The sequence below is a fragment of the Actinokineospora baliensis genome (assembly GCF_016907695.1).
GTDB classification, from domain to species: Bacteria; Actinomycetota; Actinomycetes; order Mycobacteriales; family Pseudonocardiaceae; genus Actinokineospora; species Actinokineospora baliensis.
In genome coordinates, this window is record NZ_JAFBCK010000001.1 from 5,131,836 (window position 1) to 5,149,793 (window position 17,958).

Sequence of the window (17,958 nt, forward strand, 5' to 3'; positions counted from 1 at the left end):
GGCTGGTCGCACGCCGCACACCTGGGGGACGGGTATGGGATCCAAGGATTCTACTGTGGACGAACTGCTGGACGCCGACACCGTCGCGGCCTACCTGCGGCGGATCGGGGTGGGCGCCCAGCGCGCCCCCGACGCGGCGTTCCTGCACGAACTGCAGGAGCAGCACCTGCTGAGCGTGCCGTTCGAGAACATCGACGTGCACCTGGGCGTGCCGATCGGGGTCGGCGCGGCCGCGGTGGCCAAGGTCGTGCACGGCAACCGGGGCGGCACCTGCCGCGAGCTCAACGGCTCGGCCATGCCCGCGCTGCTGGCCGCCCTCGGCTACCACGTCACCCTGCTCGGCAGCCAGGTGTTCGTCGACGGCGCGGTCAACTTCCCGCTGGCGCACACCGTGATCAGGGTGCACTGCCCCGACCCGTGGCTCGTCGACGTCGGCTTCGGCCGCGACGCGCCCCGCTTCCCGCTGCGGCTGGACCTGCGCGGCCCCCAAGCCGACCCCAACGGCGTCTACGAGTTCGTCGACGCCCCCCACGGCGACACCGACCTGCTGCGCGACGGGCAACCGCTGCTGCGCATCGACCCCCGCCCCCGCACCCTCGCCGACTTCCGCCCCGCCCTGTGGTGGTTCGAAACCTCCCCCGACTCCCCGTTCCGGCAGAACCTCTTCTGCACCCGCCTCACCGACGACGGCCGCGTAACCCTCCGCGGCAACCGCCTGACCTGGACCGACGGCGAACACCGCGAAGCCGTCGCCTTCGACACCGAAGCCCAGATCACCGCCGCCTACGCCGAACACTTCGGCATCACCCTCGACCGCCTCCCCGCCATCCCCAGCGGCACAGGGAACGCATAGCCAACGCCCAGGTCCCTCTTCTGTTTCGCCCCCGGTCCGCCGCCGAAGGTCGGGGTGACACCGAGACGGAAGGACCACCCCATGCAGACCCCCTCGCCGCAGCCCGAGCCGATCACGCCGACCGTTGAGACCCCTCAGTACGTGGCGCCCCCGGCGCCAGCCGTCACCCCGTGGTGGCGGGCCCGCCGGGTCGTGGTCGGCGCGGTGGCGGCCGGGATGCTGGTGGTCGGCGGCGCCGCCGGGTTCGCCATCGGCCACGGCGCCGCCGGGGACGGCCCCCGTGCCGCCATCGTCCAGCACGACCAACAGGGCCGCGGCGACGACATGCCCGAGCAGGGCCTCCGCGAGGGCACCCCGCCCCAGGGCGGCCAGCAGGGCAGGCGCGGCCAACGCGACAACAGCGGCTCGTCCCAGCAGGGCACCGGCAGGCAGGACGGACCACCGCAGGACAGCACTGACAAGGACAGCACTCAGCAGGACAGCACTCGGCAGGGCGACAACCAGCAGGGCGGCGCCCGGAAGGACAACACCCAGCGGGAGGCCAACCAGGGCGGCAACTGACCACGAGACCGGCTCTGCTCGCGAGCAGTGGGGATGGTCTTGGTCGTGGGCGAACCCGAGACCCACACATTCCTTGGCCACCCCACGTCATGGGGTGGCCAAGGTCGTTGCCCGCGCCGCTATCTGGCGAACACCTGCCGTCCGGCGAACCAGGTTTCGGTGACCGTGGTGGCGGCGAGGTCGGTGGTGGGGGACTGGAACGGGTCGCGGTCGAGGATGATGAAGTCGGCGGACTTGCCCGGTGTGAGGGAACCCGTGACGTCGTCGAGGCCCGTGGCTCGGGCGCTGGAGAGGGTGAAGGCCTCGATGGACTCGGTGAGGGTGATGGCCTGCTCCGGCCACAGCTCACCGGGGAACGCGCCGGTCGGGTCCTGCCGGGTGATCAGGCCCTGGATGCCCTCCCACGCGTTCGGCGACTCGCTGACCGGCCAGTCCGACCCGCCCGCGACCAGGGCGCCGCTGTCGAGCAGGGCCCGGTTGGGCTGCATCTTGGCGGCGCGCTCGGCGGGCAGGACGTTGGCGATGGCGGTCGGGATTACGCCAGGCACCCACAGGAACGGCGAGATGTCCGCCGCGACGCCGAGCGCGGCGAAGCGGGCCAGGTCGTCGGGGTGCACGAACTGGCCGTGCGCGACCTGGAACTTGGTGTCGGCGAAACCGTCAGCGCGTAGCTTGGCCACGGCGTCGAGGGTGGCGCGCACCGCGGCGTCCCCGGTGCAGTGGATCTTGGCGGACAGACCCGCCTCGGCCGCCGTGCGCAACCAGCCCTCGAGCTCGGCGGGCGGCATGGTCGTCGTGCCGTGGAAGCAGGCGCCGTGCGCCTCGTCGGGCAGGTAGGGCTCGATGAACGCCGCCGTCCGCGTGGGCGGCACCCCGTCGAGGAAGATCTTCACGAAGTCCGGCCGGTGGTGCTCGGTGCGGTAGCGCTCACCGACCTCGATCAGCTCCCGCCCGACCGGGTCGAACCCGAAGATGGTGTCGTTGATCAGCAGCGACGACACCACCCAGGCGTCGAGCTGGCCGGCGTCGTCGAGGGACTTGAGCGCGTCGAGGATGTCCACCGACACCCCGGCGTCCTGGAACGCGGTGACGCCGTAGCTGTGCAGGATGCCGATCCCGTGCCGCGACGCGCGCGCGTGCTGCTCGGCGGTCAGCGTGCGGCTGCTCTGCACCGCACGCTCGACCAGCACCCCCGCCGCCTCCAGCAGGACGCCGGTCAGCGCGCCGGTCGCCTGGTCGCGCACGATGACGCCGCCGTCGGGATCCGGGGTGTTCTCGGTGATCCCGGCGAGCTCCAGCGCGCGGGAGTTCACCCACTTGTTGTGCCTGCTGTCGTCCGACAGCGAGACCGGTCGCCCACCGGCGGCCTCGTCCAAGGCGTGCCTGGCCGACTCGCGCGACAGCGCGTCCACGAGCGTGGACGCCCACGCCCCGCCGACCACCCACTCGTCGGGACCCAGCCCCCGCGACCACCGGCGCACCGCGTCGAGGATGCCGTCGAACCCGATCTCGCCGCCGAAGGTCAGCTCGAACAGCTCCGCGCGGCCCGCCATCGCGTGGTGGTTGTGCACGTCGATCAGCCCGGGCATGACGAACGCGCCGCCCAGGTCGCGCACCTCGGTGTCCGGCCCGACCTGGCCCTGGGCGTCGTACCCGGTGACCTTTCCGCCCTCGACCACCAGCGAGGTGGCCCGGGGCACCGCCGAGTCGACCGTGTGGACCGTGGCGTTGGTGAGGATCAGATCAGCAGCCAAGGTGCGCTCACTCCCGGTGACCTCGCGGACGGCGACCCCTGCGGCGCCAACTCCCGGTCAGTTTCGGCGCGACCGCGCGCGCGGTGAACGGTCCCGCCCGCGTCGTGCCGCGCCGAACAAGAAGGGTGCGCTGGTGAGCAACTCCCCGCCAGCTGATCTCGACTGGCCCCGATCGGGCGCTGCGGGCAAGCTTGTCCGCCGTGGAGCAGCTGGATGTGGTGGTCGTCGGCGCGGGTCTGTCGGGGATCGGGATGGCCTGTCACCTGGAGCGGGAGCGGCCGGGGACCCGGTACGCGGTGCTGGAGGCGCGCGCGGAGATCGGCGGCACGTGGAGCCTGTTCCGCTATCCGGGGGTGCGGTCGGACTCGGACATGCACACCCTCGGCTACCGGTTCCGGCCGTGGACCAGGGCCGAGACCATGCCCGGTGGCGCGGCGATCCTGGACTACGTGCGGTCCACCGCCGTCGAGTACGGGGTGCTCGACCACGTGCGGCTGGGGCACCGGCTGATCGCGGCCGACTGGGACAGCGAGCGGGCGCGGTGGGTGCTGCGGGTCGCGCACGGCGGCGCCGAGGTCGAGATGGCGTGTTCCTTCCTGCTGATGTGCGGCGGGTACTACCGCTACGACGGCGGTCACCGGCCGGAGCTGCCGGGGCTGGCGGGGTTCAGCGGGCGGGTCGTGCACCCGCAGGACTGGCCAGACGACCTCGACCACGCGGGCAAGCGGGTCGCGGTGCTCGGCAGCGGCGCGACCGCGGTGACGCTGGTGCCCGCGCTGGCCCGCGACGCCGAGCACGTGACGATGGTGCAGCGCTCGCCGAGCTACGTGGTCTCGCTGCCGTCGGCGGACCGCCTCGCGCCCCGGTTGGCGCGGGTGCTGCCCGGCGACCTGGGGCACCGGCTGGTGCGGTGGCGCAACATCGCGCTGGCCATGGCGTTGTTCCAGCTCAGCCAGCGCAGGCCCCGGCTGATGCGTCGGTTCCTGCGGAAGGCGACCGCGGCCGCGTTGCCGCCGGGCTATCCGGTCGACACGCACTTCAACCCGACCTACGGGCCGTGGGACCAGCGGATGTGCATGGTGCCCGACGGCGACTTCTTCGCCGCGCTGCGCTCCGGCGCGGCCGAGGTGGTGACCGACACGATCGCCGGGTTCGACGGTGACGTGATCCACCTGGCCTCCGGTGGCACCGTCCGCGCCGACATCCTCGTCACCGCCACCGGGTTCAACCTGGGGCTCTTCGGCGGGGCGGAGATCTCCGTCGACGGCAGGCCGGTCCGCACGACGGAGACGATGACCTACCTGGGCATGATGCTGGCCGGGGTGCCGAACATGGTCTACGTCCTCGGCTACACCAACGCCACCTGGACGTTGAAGCTCGACCTCGTCGCGAGCTACCTGACCCGGCTGCTGCGGCACATGTCCGACCACGGGTACGACACCGCGACCCCGTCCGCGCCGCCGCCCGGGGTCACCGAGGAGCCGTTCACCAACCTGACCGCGGGCTACATCCGCCGCGGTCTCGACGAGCTGCCCAGGCAGTGCTCCCGGCTGCCGTGGCGGCCGACGATGAACTACGCGCTGGACACGATGACGCTGCGCCGCACGCCGATCACCCGCGAGATGGCGTTCGGCCGCGCCGGGTCGCCGGATCGGGCGCGGCCGCGACCAGTTCCTCCGGGGCGGTGAGCCGCCACGCCTCGAACACCAGCTCCCGCAGCTCCACCAGGTCGATGCCTGCCAGGTCGACCACCACCCAGCCGAACCCTCCTGCGGTGAACTGGACCTCGAACACCTCCGGCCGCTCGGCGACCAGCGCCAGCTGCTCGGACAGGGTCTGCTTGAGGCCGACCGTCTGGGTCTGCGGCCAGTGGTAGCCGAACTTGCGCCCGGCCACGCTGAACGAGCTGTAGGTCGGCCCCTCGCCCCTGATCACCTCGGGCAGCCCGCCCACGAACGTGAAGAAGTCCTTGCTGTGCACCGCCATGCCCTACTCCCTTGCCTCGCCGCCGGGAGTATAGGTAGGCCCACCGACAGCCAGGGCCCGCTCGAGCCCGTCGAGGATGAGGTCGAGTCCGTAGTCGAACTCCTGGGCGTAGGTGTAGTCGGTGTCCTGGACGTAGCGGGCGGTCATCTCGGCCAGGTACGGGAACTGGTCGGTGGGGAAGTGGGCGAGGATCTCCTGCGCCAGCTCCGTGGGCGACTCGCCGGAGTCGAAGGGCAGGCTCTGCTCCTGCGTGGCGAACCCGTAGATGTAGGCGTCGAGCAGGGAGAACGCGTGGGCGGCGAGCGCGAGGGAGAACCCGGCCCGGCGCAGGACGCCCAGGACGGCGTCGTGGTGGTGCATGGTGGCCAGGCCGGGGGCGGGGCGCGACCCCACGAGCCGCAGCGCCCACGGGTGGCGGGCCATGGCGGCGCGCACGGCGAACGCCCTGGTCCGCATCGCGTCGCGCCAGCCGGTGTCGGCGGGCGGGCCGATCTCGGCGTAGACCAGGTCGGTGATGCCGTCGAGCAGTTGGTCCTTGTTGGCGACGTGGTGGTAGAGCGACATCGCCTCGACGCCGAGCGCGCGGCCGAGCTTGCGCATCGTGAGGCCCTCGATGCCGTCGGCGTCGGCCAGGCGCACGGCGGCGGCGAGTACCTGGTCACGGGTGAGCCTGATGCGCTTCTCAGCCACGACTTGACATCCTTACGTTGTAAGTAACACTCTTACCGCGTAAGTTTACAACGTAAGGGAGCAGTTATGCGCGCGGTCGTCCAGGACGAGTACGGCGAGGCCCACGACGTCCTGCGGGTCGCCGAGATCGACCAGCCCGTCATCGCCGCCGACGAGGTGCTGGTGCGGGTGCACGCCGCGGGCGTCGACCGCGGCGCCTGGCACCTCATGGCGGGTATGCCGTACCCGGTCCGCATGGCGACCGGCCTCGGCAAGCCCAAGACCCCCGTCCGCGGCCGCGACCTCGCGGGCCGGGTCGAGGCCGTCGGCGCGGCGGTGACCACCCTGAGCCCGGGCGACGAGGTCTTCGGCATCGGCGAGGGCTCCTTCGCCGAGTTCGCCCGCGCCAAGGCGGCCAAGCTCGTCGCCCGCCCCGAGAACCTGACCCCGGTCCAGGCCGCCGCGCTCCCCATCTCGGGCCTGACCGCGCTGCAGTCGGTCCGCGACCGCGCGAAGGTCCAAGCGGGGCAGAAGGTCCTGGTCATCGGCGCCTCCGGCGGAGTAGGCGCCTTCGCCGTGCAGGTCGCCAAAGCCCGGGGCGCCCACGTCACCGGCCTGTGCTCCACGGCCAAGGTCGACCTGGTCCGATCCCTGGGCGCCGACGAGGTCCTCGACTACACCAAAGACCCCATCGGCGGCCCCTACGACGTCATCATCGACACCGGCGGCCACCGCACCCTCCGCACCCTCCGCCGAGCCCTCACCCCCCGCGGTCACGCCGTCATCGTCGGCAGCGAAACCGGCGGCCGCATCCTCGGCGGCTTCCAGCGAGCCCTCTGGGCACCCCTGATGTCCCTGTTCATCTCCCAGAAGCTCCTCGGCCAGGTCAGCGCGGAACGCCAGGAGGACCTCCAGGAACTCGCCACCCTGGCCGCCACGGGCACCATCTTCGCGCCGATCGACCGGACGTACCCACTGGAGGAAACAGCCGCGGCGATCCAGCAGATGCAGGACGGCAAGGTCCGCGGCAAGGTCGTGGTCGTGATCTAGGCGGGCAGGCGCGGTGGCTTGATCCTCTTCCCGAGAAGGGAGGAGATCATGGTCCGGTGACCGACTTCGTAGCCAACACCGCACGCGGACAGGTCAGCGGCGTGGTGGTCCAGGCGGCGACGATCACCGGAGGGGTGCACCACCACGGGTTGCGCTCCGGCGGCGTCGCGATCGTCACCGCGGTCCGCCCCGCCGAGGCCGCCGCCGGACTGGTCGGCCGCGACGAGGAGATCCGCCGTCTGCTCGACCTCCTCGATCCGGCCACACCCCCGGGCCCGGTGTTGCTGTCGGCTGTGGCCGGGATGGGTGGCATCGGCAAGGAGGTCCTGCACGAGTTGGACACCAGGGGCCAGGCGGTATGCCCCGGGTGGCGATCCCGCCCGGGACACCTTGAACCCCGCCCGGAGCCCACTCGATGTTAAAGACCCTGACGCCTCCGCTGTCCTGTTCAACCGGCCATCGCACGGGCCTGGTAGCGACGCTGGTCTGAATGAGCTGGGGTGGCCTACGGCTGGCGTACAGATCGCCGCCAGGCTCCTCACCCCGCCCGGGACCTGGCCGCCGAACTCGCTGGGCCGACAGCTCGGCATTCGCACACGGTGAAACCGCTCTGGCCACGGTGTTCGGCGCCTCGATCGACCGGCTGGTGGGCCGAAACTCGGATGCGGCATGGCTGTTGCACCTGCTCACCCGGGTCAACCGCCGCTGGCGTGCCCATGACCTGATCCGCAAGCACCTGCGCGCCTGGGACGGCGGCTACGTCCCCGCGTGGTTCGCGAACCGCGCGGAGGCACTGGCCTGGTTCGATGCCGAGCACGCGAACCTGGTTGCAGCAGTGGGGTGGGGCATCGGTGCTGGCCACACCGCGTTGGGTGTTCGCCTCGCCCAAGCTTTGACCACTTTCCTGTCGTGGCGTCGACACGTCGTCGATTGGGGTGCGGGTGGCCACCGTCGCGGCGCACGCCGCGGCGGACGTGCATCTCGGGCACCAGGCCCACTTGAACGCGGTGGCGGTGTACCGGGACATGGGGGAGTCCTCGCGGGAGAGCATGGTGTGGAGCAGCCTCGGGGTCACCCTGGCTCGTCTGCACGAGCTCGCCGAGGCGATCGCCACCCATGAACGTGCCCGTGCTTTGGCCCAACGCGCACGCGATCCGCACAGCGAGGCGATCGCGTGCAACAACCTCGGCCTCGCCCTGCGCGAGGGAGGTCGACCCTGCGACGCTGTCACCGCGCATCGACGGGCGGTCGTGCTGATGACCAGGCTGCGCGACCGCCGTGGCCTGGCCACCGCGTGCGACAACCTCGGCCTGGCCCTGCGTGCGGTGGGCGAGTTCGACCAGGCGGAGGTCGCCCACCGCACAGCCATCCGCCGCTACCGGGAGGTGGCCGACCCCCACGGCGAGGCGACCGCCACCAACAACCTGGGAACCGCGCTGCGCCGGGCCGGGAAGCTCAACGCGGCCATCACCGCTCACCGCCACGCCGTCGCCCAACGGCGGTGGTTGCGGGACCGAGCCCGCGAGGGCGTCGCCTGGGTGAACCTCGGTCTCGACCTCTGGCAGAGCCGCCGGGCCGACGATGCCCGCCGTTGCTGGGCGGAAGCGGCCGCTGCCTTCCGGGATGCCGACAACAGCGCCCTCCTGGTCCACCTCGAACGCCTGTCAGACCACGCGGATGGCACCTGAGCTGCACCGGGAAGACCCGAGAAGAAAGTTTCGGCCGGGTGTCCATCTGGCGGGGTCCCGCTCGTAGTGGTGTCGTCCGGTGATACTCACCGGGTGGGAGATGACGGTGGAGGAGTGCTCTGGTGAAGTACATGCTGCTGATCAACGCGGGTTCGGTCGACGCCAGTGGTGGGGCCGCGGAGTGCACTGTCGAGGACTGGATGGTCTACGACAAACAGGTCAAGGACGCGGGGATCTTCGTGTCGGGGGAGTCGTTGGCTGATCTGGTGACGGCCACGGCGGTGCGGGTCGGCGCGGACGGGACGAGGGTGGTGACGGACGGGCCGTTCGCGGAGACGCGGGAGGTGTTGGGCGGGTTCTACGTCATCGACGTGCCCGATCTGGATGTGGCGTTGGACTGGGCCGCGCGGTGCCCCGGGGCGCTCGGCAGCGGGTCGGTGGTGGTCCGGCCGATCGCCGAGTTCTGAGGTGGTCGACGAACGAGCGGCGGTGGCGGCCGTGTTCCGCGAGGAGCACGGCCGCTTGCTCGCCGCCCTCGCCCGCCGGTTCGGCGACTTGGACCTGGCCGAGGAGGCCGCCTCCGAGGCGGTCGAGGCGGCGCTGGCGCACTGGCCCGAGCACGGGGTGCCGCCGAACCCGGGCGCGTGGTTGATGACCACGGCCAGGCGCAAAGCGGTCGACCGCCTTCGCCGCGACCGGACCTACACCGCACGGCTGGCGGAGCTGAAGGTCGAGGCCGAGCGTGCCGAACCGCCAGCGCCCGCCCAGGGGATGCCCGACGACCGCCTCCAGCTCTTCTTCACCTGCGCGCACCCGGCGTTGGCCGAAGAGGACAGGGGTGCGTTGACGCTGCGCTGCCTGGCCGGGTTGACCACGCCCGAGGTGGCGCGGGCGTACCTGGTGCCGGTGGAGACGATGGCGAAGCGGATCACCCGGGCCAAGCGCAAGATCCGCGATGCCCGGATCCCCTTCCGGGTGCCCGACGCCGATGAACTCCCGGCTCGGCTGCCCGGGGTCCTGCAGGTGCTGTACTCGATCTTCACCGAGGGCTACGCGGCCAGCTCCGGCCCGCACCTGCAGCGCCTCGACCTGGCCGAAGAGGCCATCCGGCTGACCACGGTCCTGGCCCGCCTGCTCCCCGACCGGGAGGTCATCGGCCTGCGGGCGCTGATGCTGCTGGTGCACGCCAGGCGAGCCGCGCGGACCACACCAGAGGGCATGCCGGTCCTGCTCGAACACCAGGACCGGGGTGCCTGGGACCGCACCATGATCGAAGAGGGCCTCGCCCTGTTGCCCCAAGCTCTGTCAGGCCCGCCCGGCCGCTACGGCGTGCAAGCGGCCATCGCCGCCCTGCACGACGAAGCCGCCGACATCACCACCACCGACTGGCCCCAGATCGTCGCCCTCTACGACGTCCTCCACGTCCTGGTCCCGTCGCCGATCATCGCCATGAACCGCGCCGCCGCCATCGCCATGCGCGACGGTCCTGCGGAGGGCCTGTCCCTCCTCGACGACCTCGCGGGCGAGCCCCGCCTGCGTCACCACCACCCGTACCTGGCCGCCCGGGCCGACCTCCTGGCCCGCCTCGGCCGTCGCCACGAAGCCATCGCCGCCTATGAGCTCGCCCTCAACCACGCGGCGACCGAACCCGACCGCGCCCTCCTTCAGTCCCGTTTGGACGCCCTTAAGGACTGACCAGCGCCGCGCGACTGGTGTTGAGGTGTTCCAGCGCGAGGGCGGGGTCTGTCGAGAGGTGTGTCCGGCAGTCCGCCAGGTCGGCGATCGCGGCGGCGTCGGTGTCGCGGAGGGCAGCGGTGACCGAAGGCAGGTCCTCGGTGAACGCGCGCAGCAGGGTCGCGGTGTAGTGGAGGTACACCGAGGTCTGCTGGGCGAGGTGGAGCAGGTCGTCGTGGTGCGGGTTCGCCGGGTCGGGCAAGGGGACCGCGTTGGCGTGTGCGGTGAGCGCGGCCGAGGTCCGCTCGACCGAGAGACCGCGGGAGAGCCACTGCACCAGGGCGCCCGTGCCGGGGTCGACCCGGCCGCTGACCCGGGTGAGCTGGCCGCGCACGACGGTCCGCAGGTCGAGGTCGACCAAGGCGGTGGCCAGGTCCGGCAGCTGGTCCCCGGTCCCGGTGGACCGCAGGTCGTAGAGCTGGCGGACGGTGCGGTTGAGGTCGCGCGGAAGGCCACCGGAGAGGGCGTGGCACAACCAGACGTACGGTTCGGGCAGCCGCAGCACGCGCTGCACGAGCAGGCGCCTGGTGAAGTCCAGGCTGAACCGGTCGACGCGGATCACGGTCTCGAACGCCGAGTCGAAGGTCGTGCGCACAGCCAAGGCCCGCCGGTCGAACGAGGCCAGCGCGTCCTCGGAGACCGCGACGAGGAAGAAGCAGCCCTCCACCCCGAACACGGTCTTCAGGTCGTTGATGAACCGCTCTGCGTCGACGGCGGTGGCGATCTTGTCCAGTTCGTCCACGCAGATCACGATCCGGCTGTCGGCGCCATCGGGACCACCACGCAGCCGGAGCCCGACGTGACCGAGGAACGACCGGAACTCCGCGACCAGCTCCGGGTACGTCTTGGCCTGCGCGGCGCGCTGGCGGGTGTTCGCTCTGCTCAGCTCGACCCACGCAGGCGGCTTGACCGCGGCCGTGCGGGCGGTCGAGGTGGTTTCCAGGTAGCGCAGGCCCTCCAGGTGCACCCGCGCCCGCTGGACCACATCGGGCGGCCGCTTCGCGCGAGTCCACCGGACGCGCACCACCGCGAGGAACACCAGCGGCGCCACCACGATGAGACCGCCGACGATGATCACCGGCAGGCGCAGGTCGCCCACGAACCAGGTGACCCACTCCACCGGCTTGGGCCACAACAACGCCCCCGCGACTACCGCACCACCCAGCAGCAGGACGGCCAGCGACCACCACACCTGCCGCCGAGAGGGCCGCGACCGGCCGGTGTCGCGGTCAGGCCCGATCACCTCCTCGCATACCCGCGTGAACAGGTGCACCAGGAAGTCACGACTCTGGTAGTTGGTCGGGGCGTCCACCCGCAGCGACAGGGCGCGCGGGCCGGTCAGACTGCGCTCGCCGAGCATCCGCAACAGCGTGCTCTTCCCGACACCGCGACCCCCGCTGATGCCGATAGCCCCACTGGACATCGACGCCAGCATCCGCTCCAACCGCGCACTGGTCTCGGTCGGCACGAACTGCGCCCGTTCGGTGAGATCGCCGAGGTTGGCCACCGAAGCCGGTGGGAGCGCGGTGTCGTAGGACGGTTCGGACAACTGCGACAGCCGAGTCCGCACCAGCGGCAACACGCCTTGGTCGACCAGGGCCAGCTGCCACTCCTCGTACGCCACCACAGCGTCCCGCCGCGCACTGTCCCCAACCGCGGGCCAGTCAGCGGGCGAGTCCGAGCGCAGCGCGAACGACCGGTCTCGTTGCGACTTGGTTCCCCACCAGGCCAACCCGGCCACCAGCGCGACACCGCAAGCCACCAGCGCCGTCTGCCACCACGCCGTGGCGATCCCGGGCCAGATCGCTCGTACGGCGCTGAACGCCAGCACCACCAGGCTGGCCAGGAGCACCGACACCGCAGCCCACCCGACAGGGCTCAGCCGAGGGTAGTGCGGCAACCTCCGCAGCCCGCGCACCGATGCGGCGATCTGTCGGGGTACCGGTGCTCGGTCGAGTACGGAGAAGAGTCTGTTCGCGCCGGACGAGTGCTTCCCCAACGTGGTGATTCGGGCGAACCGCTCACCGAAGAGCGTCACAGCCCCGAGCGCGAGTCCCAACGCGCCCGCCTTCGCCAGCGGGTAGTCGACGCCGAGAACGGGGATCAGAAGCGCCACCGTGGCGACCGCCACGCTGATCGGCACCAGGATCGAGGTGACGCCGGAGAAGGCCACCACCGCAGGGAACACAACCCGCTTCCGGTAGCGGCCCTTCGCCTCGGTGAACCTCGAGCGCGATGCGGCAGTCGCGGTCGCGATGGCCTCGCGCTCGTTCGCGACGAGCGCGACTACCTCCTCCTCCAAGGCGGCGATGCCGGTGGAGTCGACGATAGCCCGCACATCCGCGCGTTCGAAGGCGCGCGCGGTCAACTGCTCGGCCTGGTCGGCGATGGCGTCTGTGGCCGCTGTGTCGGAGCGCTCGGTTGGCAGTGGATCACTGGCGCCGTGCGCGGCTGCCCGCTCCTGGAGCTCGGGGAAGCGGAACCGGCAGTTCGCACCTTTGTCGACCAAGAGCCCCTGGCGGACGAGCTTGTCCAGGAAATCGAATGGGTGCCACGGCATCCTGCTTCGTGCGCCGAGCGCGAATACGGCCAACACGTAGCGGAACACCAACGTTCGGGCGGTGGCCGCGACCGCGAAGGGGCACAGCAGCATCAACCACAACAAGTAGCTCTCGGCCCCGCCCCATAGGACGAACGTGACCAGCGATGCGGCGATGAGTCCGATCGCGGCGTTCGCTCCAGCCTCGAACACAGGGTTGCCCCTCTGGCGGGGCCAGAACAGAGTGATGCCCCACAGGAGCACCAGTGGCAGAAGACCTGTGACCGGGATGGTGTAGAGCAGGAACGAGGGGAACCTGCCTGGGCCTGCGAGGCCCAGCAGCGCTGTGGAAGCCAACTGCGTCCAGCCCAGGAGCAACAGGGCAGACGCTCCGGGTTCGCTGTTTTCGTCAGAGATCAGTCGAGGGCGCGTTCGCGCCGCGGCGGCGATAGTGCCTCCGACGACAACCACAGCGACGGTCACCAGCGAAAACCGGTAGGCACCTTCTGCCGCTGTGGTCGAGAGGGCGACTCCTAGGCCCGCGACAGCCGCCATGACCAGACCGATGAGGGCGTATGCCCAGCCGGATGCCGCGTTGAGGATGCGCCACGTCAAGTCGCGATGTCCCCGTGCCGCCGCCAGCCAGCTGATCCACTGCAACGCCAGCTCGTCGGGCACCGAGGGGCTGTCCGGCTGCCGGGGGACAGCGGCGAGGATGGTCTGGTCGAGCAGGTGCCGCAGTACCGCGGTCTCCGTGGGGAACCGCGTGGTGTCCAGCAACTCCGCAGGCACCGTGCCCGCCGCCGAATAGCGGGTCAAAGCGAGGTCCATGCCTGTCGGTGTGCGCAACACCTGGCCTGCTGGAGTGGACTCCAGAGCCGCGCGTACCTCGTCCCACCGCGGGTCGTCTTCTGTGTGCTCGCCGATGTGCCGGTCCGCGGTAGCGGCGGGCGCGGGAGCCACCTGCAGCCGGTGCGACTGCGACCTGTCCACAGTGGTCGGGTACAGGACCGCCGGGGTGGTCACGATCACCCGCAGTGGACCGCGGATCAGCGCGAGAGCCAGCGCGGCGTGGTGTTCAACGGGCAGGTCGTACAGGATCGGGATGACTCGGTTCTCGACGACCAACCGCTGTGCCATCGCTGCCGACAGCCGGGGCGTCGCTTCCACGAGTCGTTTGTGGAGCCACTCCGACAAGCCGGTCCGCGTGGGGTTCCACTCGGCCGCGGACACCGCGAAGGGGACCGGACCGGTGTCATCGCGCCCCTGTTCCAACGCTTCGGCGATGCGGTCTGCCGCCGAGACTGCTCCCACGCGGGAGGAGGTGGACACGACGACCAAGCGGTAAGTCTTGGTTGTCAGCACTTCGTCGAGCAGATCCGGGCTCGGGGTGTCGGTCGTCTGGTCGATGTAGTGCTGGGGGAGGGTGTCGCGCGCGGGCGGTGCGACCAAGTCCATGGCGGCCTCGAGGGTGAGGTCGTCAGAACTGGTCAACCAGGTGCGGAGGCGGCGCAGGAGGACGGCCACCGCGATGACCGCGAGCACGGCGAACACCGGGCCGGGCACGGGGGAGTCGGCGCGCATGAGCTCCGGCATGCTCAGGGTGCCGTTCTGGGCGACTCCCAGCAGGAACAGGCCGCCGGTCAGTACGACCGTCACTGTCGCGGCGAACAGCCAAGCTCGCATCGTGCCGGGTGTTCCTCTCGCCCGCTGGTCCCCGGTGTCGTATCCGATCTTGCCGTCCGGACGTTTCACCTAGTGCGGGCGGTGGGGCTGGGACCGGCGTGCGGTCCCAGCCCCTCAAGCACTACGCCACTTGCCCCTTCTTCCAGTCCCAGCCGCCCGCGCCGCTGAGCCACACGCGGTACGGCGAGCTCGCCGAGTCGCCCGTCGCGGTCGTGCCGGGAGCGATGAACAGGCCCGCGGTGGAGGCGCCGTAGTCGTAGAGCACGGCCACGTCGGCCTTGCGGTCGCCGGTGAAGTCACCTGAGGTGATCTTGGCGTTCGACCAGGTGAAGCCACCCGCGCCGCTGAGCCACACCCGGTACCCCGAGCTCGCGCTGCCACCGGTGCCGGGGAAGACGAACAGGCCCGACGTGGAGGCGCCGTAGTCGTAGAGCACCGTCACGTCCGACTTGCCGTCGCCGGTGAAGTCACCTGCGGCGATCTTCGAGTTCGACCAGGTGAAACCTCCCGTGCCGCTGAGCCACACGCGGTAGGGCTGCGACGCCGAGTCGCCGGTGGCCGCGGTGCCGGGGGCGATGAACAGACCCGTGGTGGAGGCGCCGTAGTCGTACAGGGCGGCCACGTCGGCCTTGCCGTCGCCGGTGAAGTCGCCGGTCGCGATCTTGGTGTTGGACCAGGTGAAGCCGCCTGCGCCGCTGAGCCACGCGCGGTACGGGCCGGTCGTGGAGCCGCTGGTGCCCGGGAAGATGAACAGACCGGTGGTGGAGGCGCCGTAGTCGTAGATCGCGGTCACGTCGGCCTTGCCGTCGCCGGTGAAGTCACCCGCCGAGATCTTGGTGTTCGCCCAGGTGAACGCGCCCGCGCCGCTGAGCCAGACCTGGTAGGGCGAGGTCGGGTTCTGCGCGGTCGCGCCGGGGAAGACCCAGAGGCCGGTGACGGAGTTGCCGTAGTCGTAGAGGGCGAGCAGATCGGTCTTGCCGTCACCGGTGAAGTCGCCCGTGGTGATCTTGCCGCGCGACGCCGTCCACCCGCCCGGGCCGCTGAGCCACGCGCGGTAGGGCGAGGCGGCCGTGTCGCCGCTGCCCGAGGTGCCCGGGAAGACCCACAGGCCGGTGGTCGAGTCGCCGTAGTCGTAGAGGGAGAGCACGTCGGCCTTGCCGTCACCGGTGAAGTCGCCGGTGACGCTGCCGCTGTCGGCGGGGGTGACGGGCGGCTGGGGCGGGCTGTCGACGGTGAGGGTCAGCCCGTAGCGCTGCAGGATCTCGTTGACCGGCTGGAAGTAGGTGGTGCCGCCGGACGAGCAGTTGCCCGACCCGCCGGAGGTGACCCCCTGGGCCTGGTCGCCGGTCAACCACGAGCCGCCGGAGTCGCCCGGCTCGGCGCAGGCGTTGGTCCTGGTGAGGCCCTGGACCGTGCCCTGCGGGTAGTTGACGGTCTCGTTCTTGGCCTGGATGGTGCCGCAGCGCCACCCAGTGGTCGAGCCGGAGCGGCACACCGACGCGCCGATGGCCGCCTCGGTGGAGCCGCGCACCGTGACCGTGCTGGATCCGCTCACGACCACCGGCCGCGGCGTCCAGTTCGCGTTGGTGCGCACCCAGCCCATGTCATCGCCGGGGAAGTTCGACCGCTCGACGGCGCCCTGCGCGACCTGGTTGAACCCGTTGGTCGCGGTTCCGGCCGTTCCGCAGTGGCCCGCGGTGACGTAGCCGCCCTGCACCGAGAACCCGATGGAGCAGCGGGACCCGCCGTTGAAGTAGTAGGGGTCGCCGCCGCGCACGTCGTGCAGGACCTGGGCGCGTTCCGCCGCGCGCACCACCCTGACCTGCGGCGCGGTCCCGGCGAACGCCCGCACGTCCGCGGCGCCCGGGGCGAGCGCGGTCACGACCACGCTGTTGCTCGACACGTCTACGTACCAGCCGGTCACCGCGTCCGGCACCGAGCGCTTCGCGTCCAACGCCCGTTTGACCGCCGCCAACTGGTCGGCACCCCAGCGCACGACCGTCGTCTTCGCACCGGCCAGTCGCGCGGTCCTCGCCGCGGCCTCGTCGGTCACCGCCACCACCAGCTCGGTGCTGGAGTCGAGCCAAGCACCCGCGAACGCGGCCCCGACCTCCTGGCGCACGCGCTGCTCGAGCCTGCCCCCGGCGGCCTCCTTGGCCAGCCGCGGCGCGACCCGCTCCGGGGTGACGCCCAGGTCTCGGCCCATCGCCGCGACCACCGGGTCGGACACCACCGGCTGGTCCCGGTGCACCGGGGCCGCCGAGGTCACGGCGGGCGCGCCGACCGTGATCGCGGCCGAGGCGACCAGCACCGGTAAGATTCTTCGCAGTCTCACAGAGGATTCCCTTCTCAGGATTCACCATGCGACGAGAAATGGATCGGCTGCGCGCGGTGGGAATGGCGAACAGCTACTCGATTATCAGGACCGGGCCCTCGCGGTAATAGCGCTGATCGGCCCGCAATGGCTGCGTCGGGCTACCTGGCCCACGTCGTCCCGCCGCCGCTGATCGGGTAGACTTCTCCGGTGGATCCCCTGCTCCTGGCTGATGTTCGGGCAATGGTCGGTGAGGTGATCGGACGTGACCCCGGTCCGTTGTCAACCGCCGCGAGTGGCTCGCACCTCGTATTCATCGGCGCGGATGTCGTAACGAAGGTAATCGACACCGGAAGACATTCTCGACTGGTGAGAGAAATCGCACTGGCCCCGCACCTGCCCGCTGGGCTGACGGCGCCTTTGCTGGCAAGTGGGATCCAGGAATTGGCGACGCGCGAAGTCCGGTTCGCGTGCTATGACCGGGTTCCCGGCACCCCGCCTGGCATGGGCCTACCCGACGTCGACGAGCCGACCGCACGCCGCCTGGTCCAACAGGCCGTCGACCGCCTGCTCACACTGCACGGGTGGGAGCCTGCCGACGCGGCGCGGGCGGTCCTGCTGGACGTGGACGACGACGGCGGCTTCACCGGCCGCGACACGCTCGTGGCCCGGATCGAGAAGCTGAAGGCCCACGAGCTCCCCCGCCCGGTACTGGACGGCCTGGCCGCGATCGCTGAGCGGGCCCCGGAGCACTCACCGAGGACAACGCCCCTGCACGCCGACTGCCACTGGTCCAACTGGCTCGCCCACAACGGCGACATCACCGCCCTGCTGGACTTCGAATGGGCCCGCCTCGGCGACCCCCTCGACGACTGGTTCTTCCTCATCCGCTTCAGCGGCCCCCACCTGACCCTCGCCCTGACCACCGTCAGCCAAGCCACCGGCATCCCCGCGGACGACCTCCGCACCCACTGCGAAACCCGCGAAGCCGCCTACCTCACCGCCGACGTCCTGACCGCACTCGAGAACTCAGGCCCCCAAGCGGCGGCAGGCCGCATCCAAGACCTCGAAACCCTGACGGTGCAACGCTTGTGGCACACCTGATCACCTGTAGGCCACTATGA

At 71.0% G+C, this 17,958-nt stretch carries 14 protein-coding genes; 9 read left to right on the plus strand and 5 right to left on the minus strand.

Going from position 1 to position 17,958, the window contains the following annotated elements; translation table 11 throughout:
* The first annotated feature begins 55 nt into the window (after positions 1-55).
* Both JOD54_RS23325 and JOD54_RS23330 read left to right on the plus strand, forming a co-directional pair.
* Complete coding sequence (locus tag JOD54_RS23325; RefSeq protein ID WP_307860227.1) at positions 56-853, plus strand: arylamine N-acetyltransferase family protein; 798 nt, start codon at positions 56-58, stop codon at positions 851-853.
* A gap of 81 nt (positions 854-934) precedes the next feature.
* The gene (locus JOD54_RS23330; protein WP_204453131.1) at positions 935-1,414 is read left to right on the plus strand and encodes a hypothetical protein; all 480 of its coding nucleotides are present in this window, start codon (positions 935-937) and stop codon (positions 1,412-1,414) included.
* A gap of 119 nt (positions 1,415-1,533) precedes the next feature.
* Here the strand turns inward: JOD54_RS23330 and JOD54_RS23335 are convergent, their stop codons facing one another.
* Positions 1,534-3,168, minus strand: a complete 1,635-nt coding sequence (locus JOD54_RS23335; RefSeq protein WP_204453133.1) for an amidohydrolase — start codon at positions 3,166-3,168, stop codon at positions 1,534-1,536.
* Between the two features lie 200 nt (positions 3,169-3,368).
* Between JOD54_RS23335 and JOD54_RS23340 the strand changes: the two genes are divergently transcribed.
* On the plus strand, positions 3,369-4,856 hold the full coding sequence (locus JOD54_RS23340; RefSeq protein WP_307860228.1) for a flavin-containing monooxygenase: 1,488 nt from the start codon (positions 3,369-3,371) through the stop codon (positions 4,854-4,856).
* On the opposite strand, the gene JOD54_RS23345 is transcribed toward JOD54_RS23340, so the two are convergent.
* Together JOD54_RS23345 and JOD54_RS23350 are read right to left on the minus strand one after the other, a co-directional pair.
* A complete protein-coding gene (locus JOD54_RS23345; protein WP_204453137.1) occupies positions 4,780-5,154 on the minus strand; it encodes an MmcQ/YjbR family DNA-binding protein in 375 nt (124 codons plus the stop codon). The genes JOD54_RS23340 and JOD54_RS23345 overlap by 77 nt on opposite strands.
* A 3-nt stretch (positions 5,155-5,157) precedes the next feature.
* Positions 5,158-5,844 (minus strand): TetR/AcrR family transcriptional regulator C-terminal domain-containing protein, encoded by a 687-nt coding sequence (locus JOD54_RS23350; protein WP_307860229.1) that lies wholly within the window; start codon positions 5,842-5,844, stop codon positions 5,158-5,160.
* A 66-nt stretch (positions 5,845-5,910) separates the two neighbouring features.
* On the opposite strand from JOD54_RS23350, the gene JOD54_RS23355 reads away from it, so the two are divergent.
* The 5 genes from JOD54_RS23355 to JOD54_RS23375 all read left to right on the plus strand — a co-directional run bounded on the left by JOD54_RS23355 (position 5,911) and on the right by JOD54_RS23375 (position 10,256).
* Positions 5,911-6,873, plus strand: a complete 963-nt coding sequence (locus JOD54_RS23355) for an NAD(P)-dependent alcohol dehydrogenase (protein ID WP_204453139.1) — start codon at positions 5,911-5,913, stop codon at positions 6,871-6,873.
* A gap of 56 nt (positions 6,874-6,929) precedes the next feature.
* A complete protein-coding gene (locus tag JOD54_RS23360) occupies positions 6,930-7,295 on the plus strand; it encodes an ATP-binding protein (protein ID WP_204453142.1) in 366 nt (121 codons plus the stop codon).
* A 519-nt stretch (positions 7,296-7,814) separates the two neighbouring features.
* The gene (locus JOD54_RS23365) at positions 7,815-8,561 is read left to right on the plus strand and encodes a tetratricopeptide repeat protein (RefSeq protein ID WP_204453144.1); all 747 of its coding nucleotides are present in this window, start codon (positions 7,815-7,817) and stop codon (positions 8,559-8,561) included.
* A gap of 122 nt (positions 8,562-8,683) precedes the next feature.
* A complete protein-coding gene (locus JOD54_RS23370; protein WP_204453146.1) occupies positions 8,684-9,028 on the plus strand; it encodes a YciI family protein in 345 nt (114 codons plus the stop codon).
* Between the two features lies 1 nt (position 9,029).
* Positions 9,030-10,256: an RNA polymerase sigma factor gene (locus JOD54_RS23375; protein ID WP_307860230.1), complete on the plus strand. Its 1,227-nt coding sequence runs from the start codon at positions 9,030-9,032 to the stop codon at positions 10,254-10,256.
* On the opposite strand, the gene JOD54_RS23380 is transcribed toward JOD54_RS23375, so the two are convergent.
* Together JOD54_RS23380 and JOD54_RS23385 are read right to left on the minus strand one after the other, a co-directional pair.
* Positions 10,246-14,520 carry a P-loop NTPase family protein gene (locus JOD54_RS23380; protein ID WP_204453150.1) on the minus strand — a complete coding sequence of 1,425 codons (4,275 nt, stop codon included), beginning with the start codon at positions 14,518-14,520 and terminating at the stop codon, positions 10,246-10,248. The two genes, JOD54_RS23375 and JOD54_RS23380, sit on opposite strands and share 11 nt — an antisense overlap.
* Positions 14,521-14,641: 121 nt before the next feature.
* Positions 14,642-16,855: an FG-GAP-like repeat-containing protein gene (locus tag JOD54_RS23385; protein WP_204453152.1), complete on the minus strand. Its 2,214-nt coding sequence runs from the start codon at positions 16,853-16,855 to the stop codon at positions 14,642-14,644.
* A gap of 222 nt (positions 16,856-17,077) precedes the next feature.
* Here JOD54_RS23385 and JOD54_RS23390 point away from each other — a divergent pair, with 222 nt between their 5' ends.
* Positions 17,078-17,938: a phosphotransferase gene (locus JOD54_RS23390; RefSeq protein ID WP_239575023.1), complete on the plus strand. Its 861-nt coding sequence runs from the start codon at positions 17,078-17,080 to the stop codon at positions 17,936-17,938.
* The last annotated feature ends 20 nt before the right edge of the window (positions 17,939-17,958 follow it).

Bases quoted from the DNA above. Each gene is read 5' to 3' on its own strand.
- JOD54_RS23355 (WP_204453139.1), top strand. From the start codon at position 5,911: ATGCGCGCGGTCGTCCAGGACGAGTACGGCGAGGCCCACGACGTCCTG.
- JOD54_RS23345 (WP_204453137.1), bottom strand. From the start codon at position 5,154: ATGGCGGTGCACAGCAAGGACTTCTTCACGTTCGTGGGCGGGCTGCCC.
- JOD54_RS23380 (WP_204453150.1), bottom strand. From the start codon at position 14,520: ATGCGAGCTTGGCTGTTCGCCGCGACAGTGACGGTCGTACTGACCGGC.
- JOD54_RS23330 (WP_204453131.1), top strand. From the start codon at position 935: ATGCAGACCCCCTCGCCGCAGCCCGAGCCGATCACGCCGACCGTTGAG.
- JOD54_RS23390 (WP_239575023.1), top strand. From the start codon at position 17,078: ATGGTCGGTGAGGTGATCGGACGTGACCCCGGTCCGTTGTCAACCGCC.